Source organism: Mycetocola sp. Y171, from assembly GCF_056713165.1.
In genome coordinates, this window is the sequence record NZ_JBWYGX010000002.1 from 540,739 (window position 1) to 563,874 (window position 23,136).

The 23,136-nt window shown below is 68.0% G+C and carries 20 protein-coding genes; 14 read left to right on the forward strand and 6 right to left on the reverse strand.

What is annotated here, in order from left to right; genetic code table 11:
* Window positions 1-1,014 (forward strand): thiamine-phosphate kinase, encoded by a 1,014-nt coding sequence (gene thiL / locus AC1M2K_RS12325; RefSeq protein ID WP_480241216.1) that lies wholly within the window; start codon window positions 1-3, stop codon window positions 1,012-1,014.
* Window positions 1,015-1,249: 235 nt separating this feature from the next.
* Here thiL and rsmD read toward each other — a convergent pair whose 3' ends face one another.
* Entirely contained in the window at window positions 1,250-1,819 is a 570-nt protein-coding gene (rsmD, locus tag AC1M2K_RS12330) for a 16S rRNA (guanine(966)-N(2))-methyltransferase RsmD (protein ID WP_480241217.1), read from the reverse strand.
* Window positions 1,820-1,875: 56 nt separating this feature from the next.
* On the opposite strand from rsmD, the gene AC1M2K_RS12335 reads away from it, so the two are divergent.
* From AC1M2K_RS12335 to mutM, 9 genes are all read left to right on the forward strand, one after another.
* Window positions 1,876-4,059 (forward strand): ATP-dependent DNA helicase RecG, encoded by a 2,184-nt coding sequence (locus tag AC1M2K_RS12335; RefSeq protein ID WP_480241218.1) that lies wholly within the window; start codon window positions 1,876-1,878, stop codon window positions 4,057-4,059.
* Window positions 4,060-4,149: 90 nt separating this feature from the next.
* Window positions 4,150-4,632, forward strand: coding sequence for a pantetheine-phosphate adenylyltransferase (coaD, locus tag AC1M2K_RS12340; RefSeq protein WP_480241219.1), 483 nt, complete (start codon window positions 4,150-4,152; stop codon window positions 4,630-4,632).
* Window positions 4,629-5,666: an AAA family ATPase gene (locus tag AC1M2K_RS12345; RefSeq protein ID WP_480236836.1), complete on the forward strand. Its 1,038-nt coding sequence runs from the start codon at window positions 4,629-4,631 to the stop codon at window positions 5,664-5,666. Before coaD ends, AC1M2K_RS12345 begins: the two co-directional genes overlap by 4 nt.
* A 74-nt stretch (window positions 5,667-5,740) precedes the next feature.
* Window positions 5,741-7,006 carry a DUF58 domain-containing protein gene (locus AC1M2K_RS12350; protein WP_480241220.1) on the forward strand — a complete coding sequence of 422 codons (1,266 nt, stop codon included), beginning with the start codon at window positions 5,741-5,743 and terminating at the stop codon, window positions 7,004-7,006.
* A complete protein-coding gene (locus tag AC1M2K_RS12355) occupies window positions 6,993-9,302 on the forward strand; it encodes a transglutaminase TgpA family protein (RefSeq protein WP_480241221.1) in 2,310 nt (769 codons plus the stop codon). Before AC1M2K_RS12350 ends, AC1M2K_RS12355 begins: the two co-directional genes overlap by 14 nt.
* Window positions 9,303-9,397: 95 nt before the next feature.
* Window positions 9,398-9,922 (forward strand): YceD family protein, encoded by a 525-nt coding sequence (locus AC1M2K_RS12360; protein ID WP_480237356.1) that lies wholly within the window; start codon window positions 9,398-9,400, stop codon window positions 9,920-9,922.
* Between the two features lie 3 nt (window positions 9,923-9,925).
* Window positions 9,926-10,129 (forward strand): 50S ribosomal protein L32, encoded by a 204-nt coding sequence (rpmF, locus tag AC1M2K_RS12365; RefSeq protein ID WP_108391343.1) that lies wholly within the window; start codon window positions 9,926-9,928, stop codon window positions 10,127-10,129.
* Between the two features lie 32 nt (window positions 10,130-10,161).
* On the forward strand, window positions 10,162-10,860 hold the full coding sequence (gene rnc, locus AC1M2K_RS12370) for a ribonuclease III (protein ID WP_480241222.1): 699 nt from the start codon (window positions 10,162-10,164) through the stop codon (window positions 10,858-10,860).
* A complete protein-coding gene (gene mutM, locus AC1M2K_RS12375) occupies window positions 10,844-11,740 on the forward strand; it encodes a bifunctional DNA-formamidopyrimidine glycosylase/DNA-(apurinic or apyrimidinic site) lyase (RefSeq protein WP_480241223.1) in 897 nt (298 codons plus the stop codon). Before rnc ends, mutM begins: the two co-directional genes overlap by 17 nt.
* Window positions 11,741-11,877: 137 nt before the next feature.
* Here the strand turns inward: mutM and AC1M2K_RS12380 are convergent, their stop codons facing one another.
* Both AC1M2K_RS12380 and AC1M2K_RS12385 read right to left on the reverse strand, forming a co-directional pair.
* Window positions 11,878-12,966 (reverse strand): N-acetyltransferase family protein, encoded by a 1,089-nt coding sequence (locus tag AC1M2K_RS12380; RefSeq protein ID WP_480241224.1) that lies wholly within the window; start codon window positions 12,964-12,966, stop codon window positions 11,878-11,880.
* A gap of 86 nt (window positions 12,967-13,052) precedes the next feature.
* Window positions 13,053-13,469 (reverse strand): VOC family protein, encoded by a 417-nt coding sequence (locus AC1M2K_RS12385; RefSeq protein ID WP_480241225.1) that lies wholly within the window; start codon window positions 13,467-13,469, stop codon window positions 13,053-13,055.
* Window positions 13,470-13,615: 146 nt separating this feature from the next.
* Between AC1M2K_RS12385 and smc the strand changes: the two genes are divergently transcribed.
* The 3 genes from smc to AC1M2K_RS12400 are packed head-to-tail and all read left to right on the forward strand — an operon-like array spanning window position 13,616 to window position 18,612.
* Window positions 13,616-17,203, forward strand: coding sequence for a chromosome segregation protein SMC (gene smc, locus AC1M2K_RS12390; RefSeq protein ID WP_480241226.1), 3,588 nt, complete (start codon window positions 13,616-13,618; stop codon window positions 17,201-17,203).
* Window positions 17,204-17,239: 36 nt separating this feature from the next.
* Window positions 17,240-18,115, forward strand: a complete 876-nt coding sequence (gene ftsY / locus AC1M2K_RS12395; RefSeq protein ID WP_480241227.1) for a signal recognition particle-docking protein FtsY — start codon at window positions 17,240-17,242, stop codon at window positions 18,113-18,115.
* On the forward strand, window positions 18,115-18,612 hold the full coding sequence (locus AC1M2K_RS12400) for a DUF2004 domain-containing protein (RefSeq protein WP_480236827.1): 498 nt from the start codon (window positions 18,115-18,117) through the stop codon (window positions 18,610-18,612). Before ftsY ends, AC1M2K_RS12400 begins: the two co-directional genes overlap by 1 nt.
* On the opposite strand, the gene lipA is transcribed toward AC1M2K_RS12400, so the two are convergent.
* Both lipA and lipB read right to left on the reverse strand, forming a co-directional pair.
* Window positions 18,605-19,633, reverse strand: coding sequence for a lipoyl synthase (lipA, locus tag AC1M2K_RS12405; RefSeq protein ID WP_480241228.1), 1,029 nt, complete (start codon window positions 19,631-19,633; stop codon window positions 18,605-18,607). The genes AC1M2K_RS12400 and lipA overlap by 8 nt on opposite strands.
* The gene (lipB, locus tag AC1M2K_RS12410; RefSeq protein ID WP_480241229.1) at window positions 19,630-20,283 is read right to left on the reverse strand and encodes a lipoyl(octanoyl) transferase LipB; all 654 of its coding nucleotides are present in this window, start codon (window positions 20,281-20,283) and stop codon (window positions 19,630-19,632) included. The genes lipA and lipB overlap by 4 nt, the downstream gene beginning before the upstream one ends.
* Before the next feature lie 103 nt (window positions 20,284-20,386).
* Here lipB and ffh point away from each other — a divergent pair, with 103 nt between their 5' ends.
* Window positions 20,387-21,958 carry a signal recognition particle protein gene (ffh, locus tag AC1M2K_RS12415; RefSeq protein ID WP_480236824.1) on the forward strand — a complete coding sequence of 524 codons (1,572 nt, stop codon included), beginning with the start codon at window positions 20,387-20,389 and terminating at the stop codon, window positions 21,956-21,958.
* Here ffh and AC1M2K_RS12420 read toward each other — a convergent pair.
* A complete protein-coding gene (locus AC1M2K_RS12420) occupies window positions 21,955-23,103 on the reverse strand; it encodes a glutamate--cysteine ligase (protein ID WP_480241737.1) in 1,149 nt (382 codons plus the stop codon). The genes ffh and AC1M2K_RS12420 overlap by 4 nt on opposite strands.
* Window positions 23,104-23,136 lie beyond the last annotated feature (33 nt).

Genomic DNA, 23,136 nt, shown 5'->3' on the forward strand with positions numbered 1-23,136 from the left:
ATGACAGAAAGCGGTGAGCGGCCGGCGGCAGCCCCAGGCGCCGATACCGTGCACGAGGTGCACGAGTCGGCCATCCTCCGGCGGATCTTCCCCCTACTGCCCACCTCGTCGGCCCAGCTGCTTGGCCCTGGTGACGATGCGGCCGTCGTCGCCGCGCCCGACGGACGCTACGTCGTCACGACCGACATGATGATCCACGGCCCTGACTTCAGACTCGCCTGGTCGGAACCGCACGATCTCGGCTGGAAGGCCGCGGTATCCAACCTCGCCGACGTGGCCGCCATGGGTGCTCGGCCGACGGCGCTCGTCGTCGCGATCGCGGCCACCCCAGAGACGCCGGTCGGCGTTCTCGAGGGAATCTCCGCCGGACTGAGGGATGCCTGCGCGCAGCTCGCACCGGGCTGCGGCGTGGTCGGGGGAGACCTCTCCGTCTCCGACACGCTCACCATCGCCGTGACGGCGTTCGGCGACCTCGATGGGCGCGCCCCGGTGCTCAGGTCTGGCGCGGCAGTCGGGGACGTTGTCGCGCTGGCCGGGAAGGCCGGTCATGCCGCTGCCGGGCTCCGCCTGCTGTTCGAGCGCGGGGTCGACGCCGACGGCATCCCGGATCGTGAGGCGGCCGCCCGGCTGCGCGAGAGCGAGCCGGGCCTCGTCGGGGCTCAACTGGCCCCTGAACCGCCGATCTCGTCCGGCGTGGATGCCGCCGTCGCGGGCGCGACCGCCATGCTCGACGTGTCGGACGGACTCGCCCTCGACGCCGGACGCCTGGCCTCAGCGAGCGGCGTTTGTGTCGACCTGTGGGCGTCCGCGCTCGGCGAGGATCCGGAGTCCGCGCTGCGGGGTGGGGAGGACCACGCGCTACTCGCCACGTTCCCTGCCGAAGCCACGCTCCCTGATACATTCCGGGTGATCGGCAGCGTCGTCAACGGCAGCGGAGTGACCCTCGACGGCGAAGAGATCGCCGGGGTGCTCGGCTGGGACCCGTACGTCGGCTGGGACGGCCGCGCGGGCTAGGCGCCTGCGGCGGGCCGGTGTTTCTGACGCCCGTGTGCGCTCGAGATTCCACAACGCGTCGTCAGCGTGCGCGGGTCGCCACAACGTGTCCTCCAGGCGCGCAGTGGACGACGAATCGTGGCGAATCGCGATCCGCGCCTGCGGTCGCATCCTTTGTCGTGTTCGGGTGGGTCCGAGTGGTCGTTCGCCGGGGGCCCGGGCAGCCCTTCGAAGGCGACCAGCAGGGCGGGCGGCGTTACTCCTCGTGCGTGGGCTCTGCCCACCACACCGTCGTCTCGCCGTACTTCTTCGAGCGCAACGGGGTGAGATCTTCAGGCCAGGTCGGCTCAGGCGACCGGGTGCTCCGCTCGACCACGACGAGGGCGTGTTCCGAGAGCACGCGAGGGAGCGCGGCGAGGTTGGACGACAGTTCGCGCTCAGGCAGGTCGTACGGCGGGTCGAGGAAGACGAGGTCGAACGTTCCGACCGCCGAGTCCAGGTAACTCTGCACCGAACGCGGGGCGACGGTGACCAGCAGCTTGCCTGGAGCCGCCTTCTGCACGGCGCGCGCGTTCTCGCGGCACACGGCAGCAGCAGGGGCGGCCCGTTCGACCAGGACCACTTCGACGGCACCCCTGCTCGCCGCTTCGAGGCCGAGGGCACCGGACCCGGCGTAGAGGTCGAGCACCTGTGCCCCGTCGATGGCGTCGCGTGCCTCGAGGGCGGAGAACATCGCCTCTCGCACCTGGTCGCTGGTGGGCCTGGTGCCCGACTTCGGCACTTTCAGCGTCAGGGAGCCGGCAAACCCGGACACGATTCTCGTCACCGCTCAACAGTACCGGTGCAGCCTCCTGCGTCGGCGGCGGTGCCTAGACTCGACGTATGCCGATCGACGCCACCGCCATGAAGCTCGACGGCGTGCTCGGCGGCAGGACGGCCGCGGCGTTCCAGCGTGCATTCGGCGTCGTCACCGTCGGAGACTTCCTCGAGCACTACCCGCGCCGGTACGCCAGCAGGGGCGAACTCACCGCGCTCAGCCGTATCCCGGTCGGTGAAAGCGTCACCATCGTCGCCGAGGTCGTCGACGTACGCGAGCGGCCGATGAAGGCCAGGCGGGGATCGATCCTCGAGGTCCGCATCACCGACGGCCAGGGCATCCTCATCCTCACCTTCTTCAACCAGGCCTGGCGGGCCAAGGAGCTCGCGCCTGGCGTCCGCGGAATCTTCGCCGGCAAGGTCGGCGACTACAAGGGCGCCCTCCAGCTGGCGCATCCCGACTACGAACTCTTCGAAGCGGCGGAGCAGGGCACGAGTGCAGAAGCCGCACGCAAGTGGGCCCTGACACCGATCCCGATCTACCCGGCAACGGCGAGTGTGGCCAGCTGGCAGGTCGCGAAGGCCATGGCCATCGTTCTCGACGGCCTCGGCGAGCTCCCTGACCCGTTGCCGGACGCCGTCCGCAAACGCGAGAACCTCCTCGGCTACCGCGAGGCGATCGAACGCATCCATCGCCCGGAAACGGATGCAGACGCGCACGTCGCCCGCGACACCCTCCGTCACCGGGAGGCGTTCCTCCTGCAGGCCGCCCTGCTCCAGCAGCGGCAGATCGCACGCTTCGAAGAGACGACCCCACGAGTGCCGACGCCGGGCGGATTCCTCGAACGCTTCGACGCAGCGCTGCCGTTCGATCTCACCGGCGACCAGCAGCTCGTCGGCGCCGAGATCGCCGGAGACATCGCCGACCCCGTCCCGATGAACCGGCTGGTACAGGGGGAGGTAGGCTCCGGGAAGACCCTCGTCGCCCTCCGCGCCATGCTGGCCGTCGCGGATTCCGGCGGGCAGGCCGCCCTTCTCGCGCCGACGGAAGTGCTCGCCGCCCAGCACCTCCGCTCCATCGTGCGGTCGCTCGGACCCGATCTCGCCGCCACCCTCATGCCGACCCTCCTCACCGGGCAGCTGCCGACAGCGGAGCGCAAACGGGCCATGCTCCGGATCGTCAGCGGCCAGGCGAAGATCGTGATCGGCACCCACGCGCTTCTCAGCGAGAACGTGACTTTCTTCGACCTCGGCCTTGTCGTCGTCGACGAGCAGCACAGGTTCGGCGTCGAACAGCGTGAGGCGCTCAGGCAGAAGGGTCACAAGCCGCCGCACGTGCTCGTGCTGACGGCGACTCCGATCCCGCGAACGGTCGCCATGACCGTCTTCGGAGACCTCGACGTGAGCACCATCCGTGAGCTGCCGGCCGGGCGGGCGGGAATCGACTCGTTCGTCGTCGGTCTCGTCGACCACCCGGCGTGGATCCACCGGGTCTGGACGCGCGTGTCAGAGGAGGTCGCCGCCGGGCGGCAGGCCTTCGTCGTCTGCCCGGCCATCGACGTCGGGCAGCCTGAGGACGACGGGGAGAGCGCCGTCGACGACGGACCGCCCGCCACGGAAGGCGCACAGGAGCGGCAGCGCGCGACCGTCGTCGGCACCGTCGCCGAACTCGCGGCCACGGAAGCCACCCGTTCGCTGCGCATCGCCGCACTCCACGGCCGGATGCCCAGTGACGAGAAGGATGCCGTGATGCGGCTCTTCGCTTCGGGGGGTATCGACATCCTCGTGGCCACGACGGTCATCGAGGTCGGGGTGGACGTCCCCAACGCCTCCGCCATGGTCGTGCTCGACGCCGACCGCTTCGGCGTGTCGCAGCTGCACCAGTTGCGCGGCCGGGTCGGGCGCGGAAGCCTTCCGGGCCTGTGCCTGCTGGTGACGGCAGCGGAGCCGGGAAGCATCGCGCGGGAACGCGTCGACGCCGTGGCGGCGACACTCGACGGTTTCGAGCTCGCCCAGGTGGATTTGGAACTGCGGCAAGAGGGCGACGTCCTCGGCAGCGCCCAGTCCGGCGGGCGGTCGTCTCTCAAGCTTCTCCGGGTCGTCCACGACGCCGACCTCATCGCCAGGGCCAGGTCGGAGGCGTCCGCGGTGCTCGACGCCGACCCGGCGCTGTCGGATCACCCGGCGCTCCGCGCCGCCCTCGAGCAGCGCGTCGACGCCTCGGCGCGAGCCGCGCTGTCGAAGAACTGACGAAATCGGGCCGTTGACGGGCGGTTTCCAAGCCTGACCGTTTTCTGTCTGTCGTGGCCGCGGGATTGGTGCTCCCGCTAGGCTTGAGCAATGCAGAGGATCGCCGTCGTTCCGGGCTCGTTCGACCCCGTCACCCTGGGGCACATGGATGTCATCCAGCGCGCCGCAGGGCTCTTCGACGAGCTCCATGTCCTCGTCGTGCACAACCCGGCCAAGACGGCGCTCCTGCCGATCGCCGAGCGTGTCTCGCTCCTGGAGAAGTCGATCGAGGATGCCGGTTCTCCCGGCAACATCGTCATCGCCTCCTGGAACGTCGGACTCCTCGTCGACTACGCGACAGATGTCGGAGCATCCGTTCTCGTGAAGGGCATTCGATCGCAGGTCGATGTCGCCTACGAAACACCGATGGCGATCGTCAACAGGCACCTCGCAGGAGTGGAGACGATCTTCATGCTTCCAGACCCCGCCCACGCCCACGTCTCCAGCTCGCTGGTGAGACAGGTGTCGTCGCTCGGAGGCGATGTCTCGCCTTACGTTCCGCCGGCAGTGGCCCGATTCCTCCAGCGATCATGACCAGCCTGCCCACCCACGCCCCGACCGACGGCTCATCGGCTTTCGCGCCAAGCGTCGACGGGCTGCCGACGACCGAGGCCCACCGGCTGGCTGGGGACATCATCCGCAACGTCGAGTCGGTGATCGACGGCAAGCGTGACGCCGTGCGCACCGCCCTCACGGTCCTGCTCTCCGAAGGGCACCTGCTCATCGAGGACGTCCCCGGTGTGGGCAAGACGATGCTCGCCAAGGCTCTGGCGAAATCGGTGCATGCGACGGTGTCGCGGATCCAGTTCACCCCCGACCTGCTGCCCAGCGACGTCACCGGAATCTCGGTCTACAACCAGGCCGACCGCCGGTTCGAGTTCAAACCGGGAGCCGTGTTCGCGAACATCGTCATCGGCGACGAGATCAACCGTGCGTCGCCGAAGACCCAGTCAGCGCTCCTCGAATGCATGGAGGAACGCCAGGTCACCGTCGACGGCTCCACCTACCCGCTGTCGAGCCCGTTCACCGTGATCGCCACCCAGAACCCGATCGAGATGGAGGGGACGTACGCGCTCCCTGAGGCCCAGCGCGACCGGTTCATGGCGCGGATCTCCATGGGATACCCGGACGAGGGATCCGAGCTGAGCATGCTCACGACCCGCGACACATCGAACCCTCTGTCGACCCTCGAGCCGGTCGTCTCGGCTGCGTCGTTGCAGCGCATGATGGTCTCCGTGCGCAACGTCTACGTCTCACCGAGCGTCAAGGAGTACGCGGTGGGCATCGTCCGCGCCACGCGCAGCCACCCCGACCTCCGCCTCGGGGCGAGTCCCCGTGCGACCCTGCAACTGGTCCGTGCTGCGAAGGGCCTCGCTCTCGTCGCCGGACGGGACTTCGTGCTCCCCGACGACATCGACGAACTCGCACTTCCCGTCCTCGGTCACCGGCTCATGCCGACGAGCCGGGCGCTCGGTCACCACCAGCACGGTGACGAACTCATCGCGGACCTCATCCGCGGCATCATCGATCAGGCGGTCGTCCCGCCCACCACACCGAACCCGAGGTAGCCACCGTGCGCGCGCCGCAGCCCGGCAGATTCCGAGCCGTCAGACCGACGGCTCGGGGCTGGGGTGTGGTCGCCGTGGCCACTGGCGTGCTGGTGGCAGCCACGCTCGTCGACAGGAAGGAAGGCCTCTTCCTCTTCCTGTTCCTCATCCTCCTGTTCGCCGGGTCCGCCGTCTACGTGCGCACCCACCGGCCGCGACTCACCGCCACGCGGACGTTCACGCCCGGCTCGGTTTCGGTGGGGGAGCCTGCGATCGTCAGAACAACGGTCCAGACCCGCGACGAGGACGTCGCAGCGATCGCCTCCTGGCGCGATGAGGCTCCTCCGGTGTTCGCCCGCACACCGAGTGGCGAACTGCCGAGGCGTCTGCCAGGGACGGTGCGCGGCTATCGCGCGATCCTCGAATACGAACTGCGGTCGTCGCACCGCGGGCGGTTCGAGATCGGCCCGTTCCGCGTGACACACGGTGACCCGTTCGGCCTCGTCACCACAGAGCGGCGGATCGCCGACCCGAGCGTTTTCACGGTCACGCCCCGCGTCACAGTCCTTACCGACGCCGGCCTGCGGTCCTCGAGCGGCGATGGCGTGCAGCACGAACTCAATCACTTCGCCACACAGCGGGCCGACGAACTCATCGCCAGGGAGTACCGGCCAGGGGACCCGCTCCGTCGCGTGCACTGGCGCCAGACCGCCAGGCGCGGTGAGCTCATGGTGCGCCAGGAGGAACAGGAAGGCGACCCGGAGGCCGTTCTCCTCCTCGACACGGCAATTCCGGCGAAGAACGAGGTCGCAGGGGCCGTCTCAGACGCGCACTTCGAACGCATGGTCGAGCTGACGGCATCCCTCGGCATCCATCTCCTGGACTCAGGCTACGTCGTCTCCCTCGTGGAGACCGCGACGGATGCCGTTCCGTTCACCGACGGCACGATCCCGTACCGCATCTCCCGCTTCGCCCCTGGCGAGGCCGGAGGGCTCCTCGAGACCCTCGCCGAGACGGAACGTTTCGCTGTCTCCGACCTCTACGATCTCAGCGTCGGGCTGCGCCCCGTCATCCGCCGCACCGGCAAGGTCATGCCCGTCTTCGCGGTCGTCGGCCGGCTGTCGCCGCTCGGCGCCCGGCGCCTCGTGTCGACGAAGGTGAACGCGGACCCCGCCGTCGTCTTCCTCACCCGCGCAGAGACCACGGGGAAACCACGATTCGACGAGGTCAGGACAATGGCGGATGCCGGCTGGCGCGCCGCGTTGTTCGACGAGCGCACCACAGTCGAGGCGGCGTGGACCCGCGTGGCATTCGGCGACTCGGCGGCGGCGGAGAGGGCGGCGAGCCATGGTCGTCGTTAGCCCGCAGCGCCCGGCCACGCGGCCCAGCGCTCCCCGCAGGACCCGTGCGCAGGTGGACCTCATGGCGCGGAGGGAACAGGCACACCGGCTCTGGGGTCTCACCTCAGCGCTCATCCTTTTCTACGTCGTCACCGTATCGACGCTCAGCCCGCTCCTCGACGGCGCAGCATGGTGGCTGAGCGTCGCCATGCTCGGTGCCGTCGTGCTGTGCTCGGCAGCAGCAGCCCGGTCGATCGGCGCCAGGACGTGGGTCGCCACCCTCATCGCGACCGTCGTCTGGCTCGCTCTTCTCGTGCTCTTCTTCGCGCCTGAGGACTCCTTCGCTCTCGTCATCCCGACGTTCGACACCATCGACGTCTTCGGTGAACTCGGCAGGGACGGGATGCGGTCGATCGCCAGGCAGGGCACTCCGGCCGAGGCGGACCTCGGCATCCGTTTCGTGCTCGCGGTCGGAGCGGGTGCTTTCGCATTGCTGCTCGACGCCGTGGGTGTCGCAGCACGGATGCCGGCATTCGTCGGTATCCCCGCCGTCGCCATCGCCCTCGTCCCGGGCTTCGTCCAGGGCGACATCAACCTCCTGGCCCTCGCCGTCTGCGGAGCCTCGTACCTGCTGGTGTTGTGGGCGGATACCCGGGTGCGGCGCGTCTCCGACCAGCGACCAGGCGGGATGCTCGGTATCGGCGCGATCGCCGTGATCGGCTCGCTCGTGTTCGCCGCGGCCGCCCCGGGGTTCAACGGGGAGAGCCTGCTGGCGTCCAGCGGCGGATCGGTGTTCGGTCGCGGCGTGAGCCCGCTTGTCGATCTCGGCAAGGATCTTCGCCGTCCGGGAGGCGCACAGCAGTTCTCCTATTCGACGACGACGGATCAGTCGCTGTACTTCCGACTGCTCACCCTCGACGAGTTCAACGGGACCACCTGGAGCGCGGGGTCGGATCGCAATCGGCGGGTGAACGAAGCGGACACCCTGCTCTCCGTTCCCGGGTTGTCCGATGAGATCGCGACCGATCCGACCACCACCACCATCCAGGTCGACGGCATGGTGGCGCCGTGGCTCCCCGTTCCGTTCCCGAGCGTCAGGGTGGTGGGTGTTGACGGGCGCTGGATGTGGGACACCGACGGGCTCACCCTGTCGAGCAGGCTGTCCAGTGCGAGCGGGCAGAGCTACATCGCCGAGAGCGTGCTGATCCAGCCGACCAGGGAGCAGTTGATCGCGGCCCAGCCGTCGTTCCCCGAGCGCGTCGACACGTTCCTCGAATTGCCCGAGGAGATTCCACCGATCATCACCGAGACCCTTCTCGAGGTCACCGCCGAGAGCACCAACGCCTACGACAGGGCGTTCGCCATCCAGCAGTACCTCAGGAACACACCGTTCCTCTATTCGGTGGAGGCGCCGGTCGACGATGGATACGACGGCGACGGATTCGCGGTGATTGCGGAGTTCCTGGAGAAGAAGAGCGGTTACTGCGTGCACTTCTCCTCCGCCATGGCGATCATGGCCAGGATGGCGGGCATTCCCGCCCGGATCTCGCTCGGCTACCTGCCCGGTGACCGGGTCGTCGGCGCGGACACCCGGTCGACCTACACGGTGGGCACTGACGACCTGCACGCCTGGCCTGAGCTGTACTTCTCGGGAGTCGGCTGGGTACCGTTCGAGCCGACGCCAGGCCGCGGCGTCGTCCCCGCATACGCCAGGGCCGAGACGAGCGGCGCGGATGGCAGGGACCCCGGCGACCTCGGCGTGAGCCAGCGTGAGCAGGCGGAACAGGCCCCTGCCGCCCCCGAGACCACGACATCGTCGACCGGCGGGGGAACGTCGGAGCCGCCGTCTCCCGGTGTGCTGGCCGGTGCGGCGCTCGTCCTCCTGCTGATCCTGAGTGCTCCTGCGCTCCTGCGCGCAGCGAGACGGCGGAGCAGACTCCGCGCCCTGCGATCGGGTCGCGCGAGCCCGCTCGTCGCCTGGCGCGAGATCTCGGACGCCGCCCAGGACCACGGCATCCCGGTGAGCGAGGTCGACACGCCGCGGGCGTTCGCTGGGGTGCTCGCCGAACGCGCGGCAACGACCACGCGGGAGCGGGACGCCCTCGCGGAGCTCCTCGACGCCGTCGAACACGTGCGGTTCGCCGACCCGAACCGCCCGGACGCCGCCATCATCGGGCGCGGCTTCGCGGACACGACCGAGCTCATCAGCGCCGCGGTCAGACGCAGCGCGGGGATCGGCGACCGGGTGCGCGCGACGTGCGCGCCAGCATCCGTGTTGTCTCCGGTGAGGGAGAGCAAGCGCCCAGTGCCCGCCTGACCCCGTCGGATTCAGCGCGCACGCAGGTGAGGGCGCATCCCGACGATAGAATCGTGGGTGTGAGTAAATACAAGAAACTGCCGTTCGCGATCAATATGCGCGACCTCGTACGGCACCCCGGAGAGATGCGTGAGCACGACCTCGTCGTTAACGCACCCGAACAGTTCGGCGAGGGACTCGTTGCGGTCCAGGAGGGCACGCCGATCCACGAGCACGTCCGGCTGGAGTCGGTCCACGAGGGTGTCCTCGTCACCGCGCAGATCGACACCGTCGCCTCCGGCGTGTGCGGGAGATGCCTGATCGACATGGAGCAGAGCGTCGAAGTCGAGTTTCAGGAACTTTTCGCGTACTCTGGTGATGAAGCCTCTGACTACGAAGTTCACGATGACCACGTGGATCTTGAACCTCTGATCAGAGATGCAGTGGTTTTGTCACTGCCGTTTCAGCCGGTATGCCAGCCAGATTGCCCCGGACTCGACCCCGAGACCGGCGAGCGGCTGGCAGAAAACCCGGACCGAAAACCCCAAGAGATCGTCGATCCTCGCTGGTCTGCGCTCGCCGGGTTCTCCCCAGACCCAGGCTCCGACAACTCGGATGCTGTAAGCAAAGAAGAGAGATAAGTCATGGCTGTTCCGAAGCGGAAAATGTCACGAGCCTCTACCCGTGCACGCCGTGCGCAGTGGAAGGCCGAAGCGCCCACCCTGGTGAAGACCGTCGAAAACGGCAAGGTCACCTACAGCCTGCCGCACCGCGCCAAGGTTGTCGAAGACTCGGCCGGCACCGCACTCTTCATGGAGTACAAGGGCCGCAAGGTCGCCGACGTCTAGTCTGCGATCACGCTGAACTCCATCGATTCCGGATGGCAGAGAGCTTGACAGACCGAGGGCCGCTTCTGGCGACCCTCGGTGTGTCGCTTAATCCAGCGGTGCTTGAGCATGCGCTCACGCACCGCTCCTTTGCGTACGAGAACGGCGGCATCCCGCACAACGAGCGGCTCGAGTTCCTCGGCGACTCCGTGCTCGGGCTGTCGGTCACGCAGAAGCTGTACCGAGAGAACCCCGACCTCCCCGAAGGGTCGCTCGCCAAGATGCGGGCGAGCGTCGTGTCGACGGTCGCCCTGGCGGAGATCGCCCACACCATCGGCCTCGGACCATACCTCCGGCTCGGCCGGGGTGAGGAACTCACGGGTGGACGTGAGAAGGCGTCGATCCTCGCCGACACGATGGAAGCACTCATCGGCGCCGTCTACCTCGACCAGGGCCTGGACGTCGCCAGCGCTCTCGTCCTCCGTCTCGTGGAGCCCCTGCTCGCCGACCCGGCCAGGTTCGGTGCGGCGATGGACCCGAAGACGAGCCTGCAGGAAGCGGCGGCAGCGCATCACGCCCCTGCCCCGGTGTACTCGATGGAGAGCTCAGGCCCTGACCACGATCGGGTCTTCATCGCCACCGTCACCGTGGGCGACCTCGTCACCGCTGTCGGTCAGGGCTCGAGCAAGAAACACGCCGAGATGTCCGCGGCGCTCACAGCGTGGACCGAGCTGAGTGCCAGAGCTTCCTGAGGTCGAGGTCGTCCGTGCCGGCCTCGAACCCGCCGTCACCGGCGCACGGATCAGCGGCGTCGAGGTTCTCGACCAGCGATCCCTCAAACGCCACGCCGCGGCATCCGGGATCTTCGCCGACGTCCTGATGGGGCAGACCATCACCGCTGCTGTCCGCAGGGGTAAGTTCCTCTGGTTCCCGCTCGAGAACGGCCAGGCGCTCGTCACCCACCTCGGGATGAGCGGGCAGATGCTGCTGCGCGAACCGGGAATGGACGACCGGCTGACGCGCATCCGGATCGGCATCGAGTCGCCTGACCACGGCGAACTCGTCGTCAACTTCGTCGACCAGCGCATCTTCGGCGGGATGGCCGTCGACCTCATGCTCCCGACCGCTGACGGATTCCCCGGCGGGTTCTCCGGTGCCGTGATCGGACCGGCCCTCGTGCCCAGCCAGGTCGCGCACATCGCCCGCGATCCGATGGATCCCGCTTTCGACACCGATCGATTCCTGCGGCTGCTCGCTCGCAAGGCGACAGGGGTGAAGCGGGCACTGCTCGATCAGACCCTCGTGTCGGGGATCGGTAACATCTACGCGGACGAAGCCCTCTGGGCGGCGCGGATCCACTACGACCAGCAGGCGTCGTCCCTCTCGCGGGCGCGGTCCGACCTCCTGCTGGCCGAGGTCCGGGCCGTGCTGGCGAAGGCGCTTGCGGAGGGCGGGACGAGCTTCGACGCGCAGTATGTAAACGTCAACGGAGCATCCGGGTACTTCGCCCACAGCCTCAACGCCTATGGGCGTCAGGGGGAGCCGTGCGCGCGCTGCGGGACACCGATCCGGCGTGAGAAGTTCATGAACCGCTCCTCGCACTTCTGCCCGCGCTGCCAGCGCCGCCGCTGACCCGCGTAGTCCTCGCAGTCGACGCACTCACCCGTTCCGGACGCACTCACGTGGTGCGCGGGGTGACTGCGTCCGGAACGGGTGAGTAGGTGGCTCGTCTGCGCCGAGTCGAGCGCTGGCCCCGCGCGCGGCACGCGTCAGACGGTCTTCTTCCAGGCCGCCTCGTACGCGGTCGGCACGAATCCGACCGCCTCGTTCACGTCGAGCATCGGGCGGTTCTCCTCGGCGTTGAACGTCGTGATCCTCGGTGTTGACGGCGACACCCGCCCCAGCAGTTCGAGGTTCGCGATCTTCACGAGCATGCCCAGCCGGTGGCCACGGTGTTCCTTGAGTACGAGGGTGTCCTCCTGCGTCGCGGGGCGACCCTCCTCTTCCGGAAGAGCGATGTCGCTGTAGCCGACGAGCTGGTTCGTCGGTACGTGCAGCGCCGCCGAGGTGAGATTCAGCCGGCCTCCTGCCTCGTTCATGTCGTCGAGGTTGCGCACCCGGCTCTCGTCCCATTGCTCCTCGGCGAACTCGATCCCGGCTGACGGGGCATCCGTCGACATGCGCTGGTGCAGCCTGGCCATGTCGCCGAGCCATTTCTCAGGGCACGGGCCGACCCACTGCACGACGTCATAGTCCGCGGCGTACGCGGCGGTCTCCGCACGTTTGGCCGCGAGCAGCGCAGGGTCTACGGGCAGGTCGATGCGGGACATCCGCCCGACCTGCTCGATCCGGTACCCGTTCGTCAGGGCGAATCGGACAGCAGGGGAGTCCGTGTCGATCGCACCGAAACCGGTCGGTGGCCTGAGCAGGTCGTCGCTCACCGGGGGGAGGTGCAGGCTCCACGACTGGTACACCTTCAGGCCGTCACCGGATGCCGAAGACTCGACAGCGCGGAGCAGGGCGGTCCCGACTCCCTTCCGCCTGGCCTCCCGCGCCACCTCCACCTCGAGGAACGCCGCAGTTGCGCCCTCCTCTGGCTGCCATTCGTACACAGCGCGCCCGACGATGCGCCCGCCCACGCGAGCGAGGAAGAGGCGTTTCGGAGCGAACGGGTCCCGGAAGAACGCCAGCAGCTCCTTCGCGGTCGGCGAGATGTCGTCGGTTCCGAGGATCTCCTGCTCGACGGTGTTACGGACGGCAACCATCTCGGCGAAATCCGCGCCGCCCGGCGCGTCCAGACTCTCCGGGATCGGCAGTTCGTCGATGATCAGGCCGTCGATGACGGTGTCGGCGTTCATGGCAGCTCCAGCGGTGTCGTGTCTGCCGCCCGGATTCGAACAGCCGACCAGCTTAGCGAAGGCCGCCGCCCGCTGCCAGAGGAAGGTCAGCGAGAAATCGTTGCAAAGAGCGAGTGGATGTTGCCCTCGGGGTCTGCGAAGAATCCCGTGAGGTGACCCCAGTCCTGTTCGGTGGGTTCCGCGATCGCCGTGGCGCCGAGTGCGACCATCTCGGTGAACCGGGCACGCACGTCGTCGGGGGTCGCGCACTCGAAGTTGAGCTCCACCGCCTGGCCGCCGCGCGGCTCGCGGAACGACACGTGGTCACGGGTGTGCGCACCCATCCCTGACCGCCGGAAGATCGCCAGACGGATGCCTGCGGTGGCGAGAGCGACATAGTCCGTCTCTCGCACCGCGACATCGAATCCGAGGCCTTGTTGGTAGAACGTAGCCATCGCGGCTACATCGTCGGCCAGCAGCGTCACACCTTCAAGGACGACCGGCGGTCTGGAGCTCTGTTGCATGCCTCGACCGTACCGAATACATCCGACAATCAGCGCGGGCCTCAGGTTCCCGGGGCGATAGCGGGTCGCTGAACCCCGCAGCGGGCATCCTTCGGTACGGTAGTCCAGAGATTCGCGCGGCCGGCGCGACACGGAAGGAATCCGCGGTGTATTTGAAGAGCCTCACGCTGAAGGGCTTCAAATCGTTCGCGCAACCGACAACATTCGCCTTCGAACCCGGAGTGACGTGTGTCGTCGGTCCGAACGGCTCCGGCAAGTCCAACGTTGTCGACGCCCTCGCCTGGGTGATGGGGGAGCAGGGCGCCAAGACGCTCCGCGGCGGCAAGATGGAAGACGTCATCTTCGCCGGCACGTCCACTCGAGGTCCTCTCGGCCGGGCACAGGTCATCCTCACCATCGACAACTCCGACGGCGCCCTGCCGATCGAGTACACCGAGGTCACCATCTCGCGGACCCTGTTCCGCAACGGCGGAAGCGACTACGCGATCAACGGCGAGAACTGCCGGCTGCTCGATGTGCAGGAACTGCTCAGCGACTCCGGTCTCGGCCGTGAAATGCACGTCATCGTCGGCCAGGGGCAGCTCGACGCGGTTCTCCGCGCCAGCCCCGAAGAGCGCCGCGGGTTCATCGAGGAGGCCGCAGGCATCCTCAAACACCGTCGCCGCAAGGAGAAGACCCTCCGCAAGCTCGACGCCATGCAGACCAACCTGACCCGGCTGAGCGACCTGGCCGGAGAGATCCGCCGGCAGCTGAAGCCGCTCGGGCACCAGGCCGAGATCGCGCGTGAGGCTCAGACCATCGCCGCCATCGTCCGCGACGCCCGGGCGAGAATCCTCGCTGACGACGTCGTCACGCTCCGCCGCGCGCTCGACGACCACGGCCGCACCGAGAGCGAACGTCACACCGAGCGCATCGTGCTGCAGGAGCAGCTGGAGCAGAAACAGCTCAGGATCGCGCGGATCGAACAGGCGCAGGTCGGAGACGCCGTCGACGGCGCCAGGCGCACCAGCTTCGCCCTCGAGAGCGCGCAGGAACGCCTTCGCAACCTGTTCACCCTCGCCAACCAGAGGCTCGCGCTCCTCGGCTCGCAGGGCGACGCCCAGGATGCCGGCCCCAGCGTCACCCGGTCGATGGTCGACGATGCCAGGGCGGAAGTCGCGCGGCTCAGGGAGACGATCGGCACCGCCGAGGCCGCGTGGACAAGCGCGCAGGCCGGCACCCGATCGGCGCGCAGCCGGCTCGACGCCGTCGACAGTGAGATCGCCGCCCAGAGCGCGCTGGTGTCGCGCCATGACCTCGAGATCACGAAACTGTCAGGGCAGGCAGACACGGCCGCGTCCCGGCTCGCTGCCGTCCGCGGTGAGCGGCTGCGACAGGAGAACGCCCTCGACGCCGCAACAGATCGGCGACGGGCCGCCGAACGGCAGCTCGACGAGGTCGAGGAGTCCGCGGGCGACGTCGACGCGGGGGAGAGCGGGCTCGACGAAGCCTACGAACTCGCTCAGGCCGCCGTGTTCGAGGCCGAGGCGGAGATCGAGCGTCTCCGCGACCTGCTGCACGGCCACGAGCGTGAGCGGGACGCCCTCGCCGCGCAGACGAGCGCCCTGTCGAGGGCCCTCGACATCAAGGACGGGTCCACCGACCTCGTCGCCGCCGGCCTGTCTGGCATCCGCGGTGTCGTCGCGGACTCGGTTTCGGTGCAGCCCGGATTCGAGAGCGCCGTGGCCGCAGCGCTCGGCACCCTCGCGGACGCCGTCCTCGCCGACGACCGCACCGCCGCCGAGCGCGCCATCGAACACGCGCGCGCCAACGAGCTCGGGCGCGTCGAGATCGTCATCGCCGATGCCGCAGGCACGCCGGTCGACTGGCCATCGTTGCCAGGGGTCATCCCCGCTGCCTCCGTGGTCACAGCGCCGGACGGCATCCTCGGCATCCTGAATTTCCTCGCCATCGCCGACGACGTCGAGGCGGCACGGGCAGCTGCACCCGCCCTCGCCGCGGCGAAACTCGGCGGACCGGTCACCCTCATCACTCGGGCGGGAGACGTGCTGACCGAGTTCGTTCTGCGCGGCGGGTCAGGCGGCAAGCAGGGGCGCATCGAACTCCTCGCCGAACGCGACGCTGCCGCCGAGCGCCTGGCAGAGGTGACATCACTCCTCGACACGGTCCGCTTCGACCTGGCCGAGCACCGCGGACTCCTCAGCTCGGCGAAGGAACAGTCGAAGCATGCCCTCGGTGCCCTTCGCGAGTTCGACTCGCAGGTGGCAGCCCAGGCCGAAAGGCTCAACCGGGCCCGCGTCCAGGTGGAGGCGTCGGCAGCGGAGTTCGACCGGCTCAGCGCCGCGTTCGCTCTCTCGGGTGACGCCGTCACCGAAGCCGAGAACGCCGCGGCGAAGGCCAAAGCCGACCTTGACACCGCCAAGTCCAGGCCCAGGCCGATCCTCGACCTCAGCGCCAGGGAATCGCTCCTCGTCGAGCTCGAGGCTGCCCGCGAACGCGAACTCGAATCCCGCCTGCAACTCGAGACCGCGAGGGAACGGGTCCGCGCCGAGGAGGAACGTACTCGCAACCTCGTCACGCAGATGGAAGCCGACCGGCTCGCGGCCGAGGCTGCGGCCAGACGCGCCGTGATCCGCGCCAGGCAGGTCGAAGCAGCCACTGGCGTCGCAGACGCCCTCCCCGCCGTCCTCGCCTCGGTCGACCGCTCGGTGGCCGAGGCGAAACTCGTCCTCGAACGCGCCGAACAGGAACGCGCCAGCCAGAACGCGGAACTCGTCGCGCTGCGCAGGGACGAAGCAGCACTCCGCGAGCGGCTGCAGGCGATCACCGAGAACGTCCACGGGCTCGAGCTCCAGATCTACGAGAAGAAACTCCACCTCTCCAGCCTCCTCGAACGTGCCGGCTCCGAACTCGGACTGGTCGAAGACGTCCTCGTCGCCGAGTACGGCCCGGACGTCCCCGTCCCGCCCGACGGCACCGAGCCGCAGGCAGAGGCGCCGTCGCGGGCTGGGTCGGATGCTCCTGAGGGCGACGAGCAGGACGCAGCACCCGCCGGCATCCCGTTCGACCGTGCTGTGCAGCAACGACGCCTCGAGAAGGCGGAACGGAAGTTCGCCCAGCTCGGTCGTGTGAACCCCCTCGCCCTCGAGGAGTTCGCCGCCCTCGAGCAGCGGCACGCGTTCCTCACGGAGCAGCTCACCGACCTCACCAACACGCGCAAGGACCTCCTCGCGATCATCGACGAGCTCGACGAGAAGATGCAGGTCATCTTCGGCGACGCCTTCGACGACACGAAGGCCGCATTCGCCGAAGTGTTCCCCGTGCTGTTCCCCGGAGGCACAGGCAGCATCTCGCTGACCAACCCCGACGACCTGCTCACCACGGGCATCGAGGTCGCGGTCAAGCCGGCAGGCAAGAAGATCGAGCGCCTGTCGCTGCTCTCCGGCGGTGAACGGTCGCTGGCCGCGGTCGCCCTGCTCATCGCGATCTTCAAAGCCAGGCCGAGCCCGTTCTACATCATGGACGAGGTCGAGGCTGCCCTCGACGATGCCAACCTCGGACGACTCCTCACGATCTTTCAAGACCTCAGGCGCACCAGCCAGCTCATCGTCATCACCCACCAGAAGCGCACCATGGAGATCGCCGACGCCCTGTACGGCGTCTCGATGCGCCAGGATGGCGTCTCCGCCGTCGTCGGCCAGCGGGTCGCAGCGCCGGAGGAGAAAGCCGGCTGAACGCTGCACCCCGCGAAGTCTCGATAGTCTGGGCATATGGCAGAACGCACGCCCTGGTCACTCTCCGGCGCCCTCAGGGGCATGTTTCAGAAGCAGACCATCGACGACACCACCTGGGACGACCTCGAACACGCGCTGCTGACGGCGGACTTCGGGCCTGACCTCACCGAATCGACGATCGACGACCTCCGAGCGAAGGTCGACCGCTACCGCACGACCGACCCGAGGGACCTCCAGCGGATGCTCCGCGAGTCGATCGAGGAACGGCTGTCGAAATACGACACGACGCTGAAACTCTCCGAGCGCCCCGCCGTCGTCCTCGTCGTCGGCGTCAACGGCGTCGGCAAGACCACCACCATCGGCAAGTTCTCCAAATTCCTCGGCACCTACGGACGCAGCGTCGTCGTCGGAGCTGCAGACACGTTCCGCGCCGCCGCCGTCGAGCAGCTCGCGACGTGGGCCGAGCGTGGGGGAGCGCAGATCATCCGCCCGCAGCAGCAGGGCCAGGATCCGGCATCCGTCGCCTTCCAGACCGTCGACTACGCGAAGAGAAACGGCATCGAGATCGTCCTCATCGATACGGCAGGCCGGCTGCAGACGAAGAGCGGGCTGATGGACGAGCTGTCGAAGATCCGTCGCGTCGTCGAGAAACAGGTGCCGATCTCAGAGGTGCTCCTCGTCCTCGACGCCACGACGGGGCAGAACGGGCTCGCTCAGGCTGAGGCGTTCATCGAACACGCCGGGGTCACCGGGCTCGTGCTCACCAAACTCGACGGCTCAGCCCGCGGAGGCTTCGTCCTCGCCGTGCAGGAACGCACAGGCATCCCGATCAAACTGGTGGGCCAGGGTGAGGGGATCAACGACCTCACCGGTTTCACCCCGCACGTCTTCGCACAGAAACTGGTGGGCTGATGATCGAGCACGACTTCTTCGGGGCGATCGAGACGGATGCCTCCGGCGGCCTTTACTGGTCGGAGACCGTCGAAGTCGGCGACCAGGCCGTCGATGTGTCTCTGAGCGCCCCCGCCGGCGAGAAGATCTCCGCAGACGCACTCGACACGGCCGCAGGCATCATCAGCTCGCTCGAGGGCCTCGACCTTCGCGCGCGTGAGGCCATGCTGTCCGACGTCGACGACCGTACGTCTGACGTGACCCAGTTCATCGAACAGACGGTCGAGGAGGTCGGAGAGGACCTCGTCGAGATGCTCGTCGACCACTCAGGCGACAACGACGTCGACATCATCCGGTCGCTCCAGCTCATCCGCGTGGCCGTCTCGCCCCACCAGGGCGGAGAGAGCGCGCCGTTCGCCTCGTTCGAGTTCGCATTCGACCCGGACAACTCGGATCTCGCACTCATCGTCTTCCTCTCGCCGCGCGGCGAATCCGTCGGGATCGAACTGCTCAGCTGAATTCCCCGACCGCCTGCGCGAATCCCAGTTCCGGGTTCGCAAGGTGTTCGAGACCGGCCGGGATCGGCAGGCCCTTGCGATGCATGGACTGCGCCCAGAGGCGGCCAGCGCGGTAGGAGGATCTCACCAGTGGGCCTGCGAGCACCCCGAGGAATCCGATCTCCTCCGCCATCTGCTTGAACGCCAGGAACTCCTCCGGTCGCACCCAGCGGGCGACGGGCAGGTGCCTGGGAGTCGGACGCAGGTACTGGGTGATCGTGATGATGTCTGTGCCTGCATCGTGGAGGTCACGCAAGGCCTCAGCGACTTCGTGCTCCTCCTCGCCCATGCCGAGGATGAGGTTCGACTTGGTGATCAGCCCGGCGGCACGGGCCTGGGTCAGGACACCCAGCGACCGGTCGTAGCGGAATGCGGGGCGGATCCGCTTGAAGATGCGCGGGACCGTCTCGACGTTGTGGGCGAACACCTCCGGCCTGGAGGAGAACACCTCGCCGAGCAGGTCCGGGTTGCCGGAGAAGTCGGTGGCGAGGATCTCGACGCCTGTTCCCGGGTTGTCGGTGTGGATCCTGCGCACGGTCTCGGCGTGCAGCCAGGCTCCCTCGTCCGGCAGGTCATCGCGCGCCACACCGGTCACAGTGGCGTAGCGCAGCTGCATCGCCGACACCGATTCGGCGACCCGGCGCGGCTCGTCTGTGTCGTACTCGGCAGGTTTGCCGGTGTCGATCTGGCAGAAATCGCACCGCCTGGTGCACTGCGAGCCGCCGATGAGGAAGGTCGCCTCCCTGTCTTCCCAGCACTCGTAGATGTTGGGGCACGCCGCTTCCTGGCACACGGTGTGCAGGCCTTCGTCGCGGACGAGACCCTGCAGTCGTCGGTATTCGGGGCCCATCCTCGCCTTCGTCTTGATCCAGTCCGGCTTCTTCTCGATCGGGGTGGCCGCGTTCCGCACCTCGAGGCGAAGCAGCTTGCGCCCGTTCCCGGGGAGTTGTGGGGCCTGTGCCGGGCTGCCGCACGCGCTCATGCAGCGCTTTCGTCGTCGTCGGCGGCGTCGGCATCCGCGAGGAACACCGAGACGAGCCTGTCCAGGATCTCCGACGGGGTGATCGTCTGCCCGGACTCGACGCTGAGCGTGGTGACCCCGGCGTCCGTGATGCCGCACGGCACGATGTGGCTGAACGGTTCGAGCGAGTTGCTGCAGTTGAGGGCGAAGCCGTGCATCGTGACGCCGTCAGCGACACGGACACCCACAGCACCGATCTTGTTGTACCCGTTCACGCCATCGACCCAGACGCCAGAGCGCCCCTCGACCCGCTCACCACGCACACCGACGCCGGCGATCACGTCGATCATCAGCTGCTCGAGGCGGCGGACGTGCTCGATCACGTCGACCGGCTCCTGCAGCCGCACGATCGGATACCCCGTCAGCTGTCCTGGACCGTGCCAGGTGATCTTGCCACCCCTGTCGACATCCACGACGGGGGTGCCGTCTGTGGGGCGTTCGGTTGCCGACGTGCGTTTTCCTGCCGTGTACACGCCGGCGTGTTCGCACAGGATCAGCGTGTCGGGGGACGAACCGTCGACGACCTCCCGGTGGATGCGACGCTGCATCTCCCACCCGTCGATGTACTTCAGATACGAGGGCGCCATTCCGGCGACGAGAACGTCGGTCATGCGGTCAGCCTAGTAGTAAATGGACGCAGTCCAATAATGCCTTCGACGGTGTCGGCCCGTTGCGGCGCGACAGAGTCGTCGGGCTCGGTAAACTGGATGTCAAATGGCTACTTTTGGAAACCTCTCAGACCGGCTCTCCGAGACCTTCAAGAACCTCCGTAAGAAGGGCTCGCTCTCGGCGTCAGACGTCGACGGCACCGTGCGCGAGATCCGGCGCGCCCTCCTCGAGGCCGACGTCTCGCTCGACGTCGTCAAGGACTTCACCGGCAAGGTGCGCGAGCGCGCCCTCGGCGACGAGGTCAACAAGGCTCTCAACCCCGCCCAGCAGGTTGTGCAGATCGTCAACGACGAACTCGTCGCCATCCTCGGCGGTCAGCAGCGCCGGCTGGAGTTCGCGAAGAACCCGCCGACGGTCATCATGCTCGCCGGCCTTCAGGGTGCAGGTAAGACGACCCTCGCCGGAAAGCTGGCCAAGTGGCTTGCGAAGGACGGTCACACGCCGCTCCTCGTCGCCGCCGACCTCCAGCGCCCGAACGCCGTCACCCAGCTGAGCGTCGTGGCGGAGCAGGCCGGGGTCGCGGTCTACGCACCCGAGCCGGGCAACGGTGTCGGTGACCCGGTCAGGGTCGCGCGGGACTCCATCGCCTACGCGCGCACGAAGCAGTACGACACGGTCATCGTCGACACGGCCGGCCGTCTCGGTGTCGATGCCGAGCTGATGAAGCAGGCATCGAACATCCGTAACGCCATCAGCCCCGATGAGGTGCTGTTCGTCATCGACGCGATGATCGGACAGGATGCCGTCGCAACGGCCAAGGCGTTCCAGGACGGTGTCGACTTCACCGGTGTCGTCCTCTCGAAGCTCGACGGCGACGCCAAGGGCGGTGCCGCGCTGTCCGTGGCATCCGTCACCGGCCGCCCGATCATCTTCGCCTCCACCGGTGAGGGTCTCGACGATTTCGAGCCGTTCCACCCCGACAGGATGGCCAGCCGCATCCTCGACCTCGGTGACATCCTCACCCTGATCGAGCAGGCGCAGGAAGCGTTCGACGAGGACGAAGCCCGCGCCATGGCCGAGAAGTTCTCGACCGACACTTTCACCCTCGAAGACTTCCTCAAGCAGATGCAGCAGCTGCGCAACATGGGGTCGATCAAGAAGATGATGGGCATGCTCCCCGGCATGGGCCAGATGAAGCAGCAGCTCGACGCCTTCGACGAGCGGGAGATCGTGCGGACCGAAGCAATCATCCAGTCGATGACCCTCGCTGAGCGCCGCAACTCGAAGCTTCTCAACGGGTCCCGTCGCCTGCGGATCGCCCGGGGTTCCGGTTCGACCGTGACCGAGGTCAACGCGCTTGTGAACCGGTTCGAGCAGGCCGCGAAGATGATGAAGACCGTCGCCAAGGGCGGCGTGCCCCAGATCCCGGGCATGGGCCCGATCCCCGGCGGCGGCGGCGGCGGTTCCCGCAAGCAGCAGCCGAAGAAGAAGGGCTCGAAGTCGGGCAACCCGGCCAAGCGCGCTTCTGAGAACGCGGCACTGGCCTCAGGCGTGAAGCCTGCGGCTGCTCCGACGGGCGGGACCGGGTTCGGTCTCGGCGGTGCCGGCGGTGCAGCGGGCGCCGCAGGGCCGAGCGAAGAAGAGCTCGCCAGCCTGCAGAAGTTCCTCGGCCGCTAGAGATCCGGTCGCGGCACCGAACCCTCGCGCAACTCCTGGGCAAGCGCCTTCACGACGCTCGTGAGGTCGCCGTCGTTCGCCTGGGCGACCCGCAGCTGCCTCGCGTAGCTTGCGCCGTCGTCGAGGATCCTCTCGATCGACGCGAGTTCCGCGCCGCAGCCCAGCCGGTCGGCGACCGGCGCGAGCGTCCCGATGAGGTCACGGATGTCGTCGGTGACGGGGCGTTCGTTGCCCTCGTTGTCGAGAATGATCTCCGCGTCGAGGCCGTAGCGTGCGGCCCGCCACTTGTTCTCTCGCACATACCAGGGCTGGAGCACCGACAGGGTCTCGCCACGGTCGAGTCGCGTGGACAGGTGCTCGACGAGGGAGTGGATCAGGGCGGCGACAGCGGCGAGTTCGCGGTGCGTCGACGCGCCGTCGCAGAACCGCACCTCGAGGGTGCCCCAGTGCGGTGACGGACGGATGTCCCAGCGCACCTCGGTGTAGTCGTCGATGATCCCCGGGGTGGTCATGTCGGCCACGTAGTTCTCGAATGCGGCCCAGTCGGCGAGCTGGTAGGGGAGCCCGGCGGTGGGGAGCTGCTGGAACATCAGGGCACGGTTCGAGGCGTAGCCGGTGTCGATCCCGCTCCAGTACGGACTGGACGCCGAGATCGCCTGCAGGTGGGGGATGTAGCTGAGCATGGCGTTGAGGATCGGCATCACCTTGTCGCGATCCTCGATGCCGACGTGCACGTGCACGCCCCAGATCATCATGTTCCTGCCCCACCACTTCGTGCGCTCGATGAGCTTGTGGTAGCGCTCCTTGTTGGCGACGGGCTGGTCGTACCACTGTCCGAACGGGTGCGAGCCGCTCCCGATGATGTCGATCCCGCGGCCGAGGGTGACCTGCCGCAGTTCCTGCAGCTGTCCGTCGAGGTCGGCGACCGCGGCGCCGACGGTCGTGTGCACCGCGCTGACCAGTTCAACGGTGTTGAGCAGCAGTTCACCGGTGATGTACGGGTGCGGGGAGCCGTCCGGCTGGTGCAGGGCGAGGAGTACCTCGTCCGCTGCCGACACGAGTTCGCCGCTGTCACGATCCACGAGGGCGAGCTCCCACTCGATGCCCACCGTCGATCGTTCCGACCTGGCGAAGTCGATTCCCATGTTCACCCGTCCGATTCTGCCGGGTGGTCGTCC

Bases quoted from the DNA above. Each gene is read 5' to 3' on its own strand.
- thiL (WP_480241216.1), top strand. From the start codon at position 1: ATGACAGAAAGCGGTGAGCGGCCGGCGGCAGCCCCAGGCGCCGATACC.
- AC1M2K_RS12335 (WP_480241218.1), top strand. From the start codon at position 1,876: ATGCCGATCGACGCCACCGCCATGAAGCTCGACGGCGTGCTCGGCGGC.
- coaD (WP_480241219.1), top strand. From the start codon at position 4,150: ATGCAGAGGATCGCCGTCGTTCCGGGCTCGTTCGACCCCGTCACCCTG.
- AC1M2K_RS12345 (WP_480236836.1), top strand. From the start codon at position 4,629: ATGACCAGCCTGCCCACCCACGCCCCGACCGACGGCTCATCGGCTTTC.
- AC1M2K_RS12355 (WP_480241221.1), top strand. From the start codon at position 6,993: ATGGTCGTCGTTAGCCCGCAGCGCCCGGCCACGCGGCCCAGCGCTCCC.
- AC1M2K_RS12360 (WP_480237356.1), top strand. From the start codon at position 9,398: ATGCGCGACCTCGTACGGCACCCCGGAGAGATGCGTGAGCACGACCTC.
- rpmF (WP_108391343.1), top strand. From the start codon at position 9,926: ATGGCTGTTCCGAAGCGGAAAATGTCACGAGCCTCTACCCGTGCACGC.
- rnc (WP_480241222.1), top strand. From the start codon at position 10,162: ATGGCAGAGAGCTTGACAGACCGAGGGCCGCTTCTGGCGACCCTCGGT.
- AC1M2K_RS12380 (WP_480241224.1), bottom strand. From the start codon at position 12,966: ATGAACGCCGACACCGTCATCGACGGCCTGATCATCGACGAACTGCCG.
- AC1M2K_RS12385 (WP_480241225.1), bottom strand. From the start codon at position 13,469: ATGCAACAGAGCTCCAGACCGCCGGTCGTCCTTGAAGGTGTGACGCTG.
- ftsY (WP_480241227.1), top strand. From the start codon at position 17,240: ATGGCAGAACGCACGCCCTGGTCACTCTCCGGCGCCCTCAGGGGCATG.
- AC1M2K_RS12400 (WP_480236827.1), top strand. From the start codon at position 18,115: ATGATCGAGCACGACTTCTTCGGGGCGATCGAGACGGATGCCTCCGGC.
- lipA (WP_480241228.1), bottom strand. From the start codon at position 19,633: ATGAGCGCGTGCGGCAGCCCGGCACAGGCCCCACAACTCCCCGGGAAC.
- lipB (WP_480241229.1), bottom strand. From the start codon at position 20,283: ATGACCGACGTTCTCGTCGCCGGAATGGCGCCCTCGTATCTGAAGTAC.
- ffh (WP_480236824.1), top strand. From the start codon at position 20,387: ATGGCTACTTTTGGAAACCTCTCAGACCGGCTCTCCGAGACCTTCAAG.
- AC1M2K_RS12420 (WP_480241737.1), bottom strand. From the start codon at position 23,103: ATGGGAATCGACTTCGCCAGGTCGGAACGATCGACGGTGGGCATCGAG.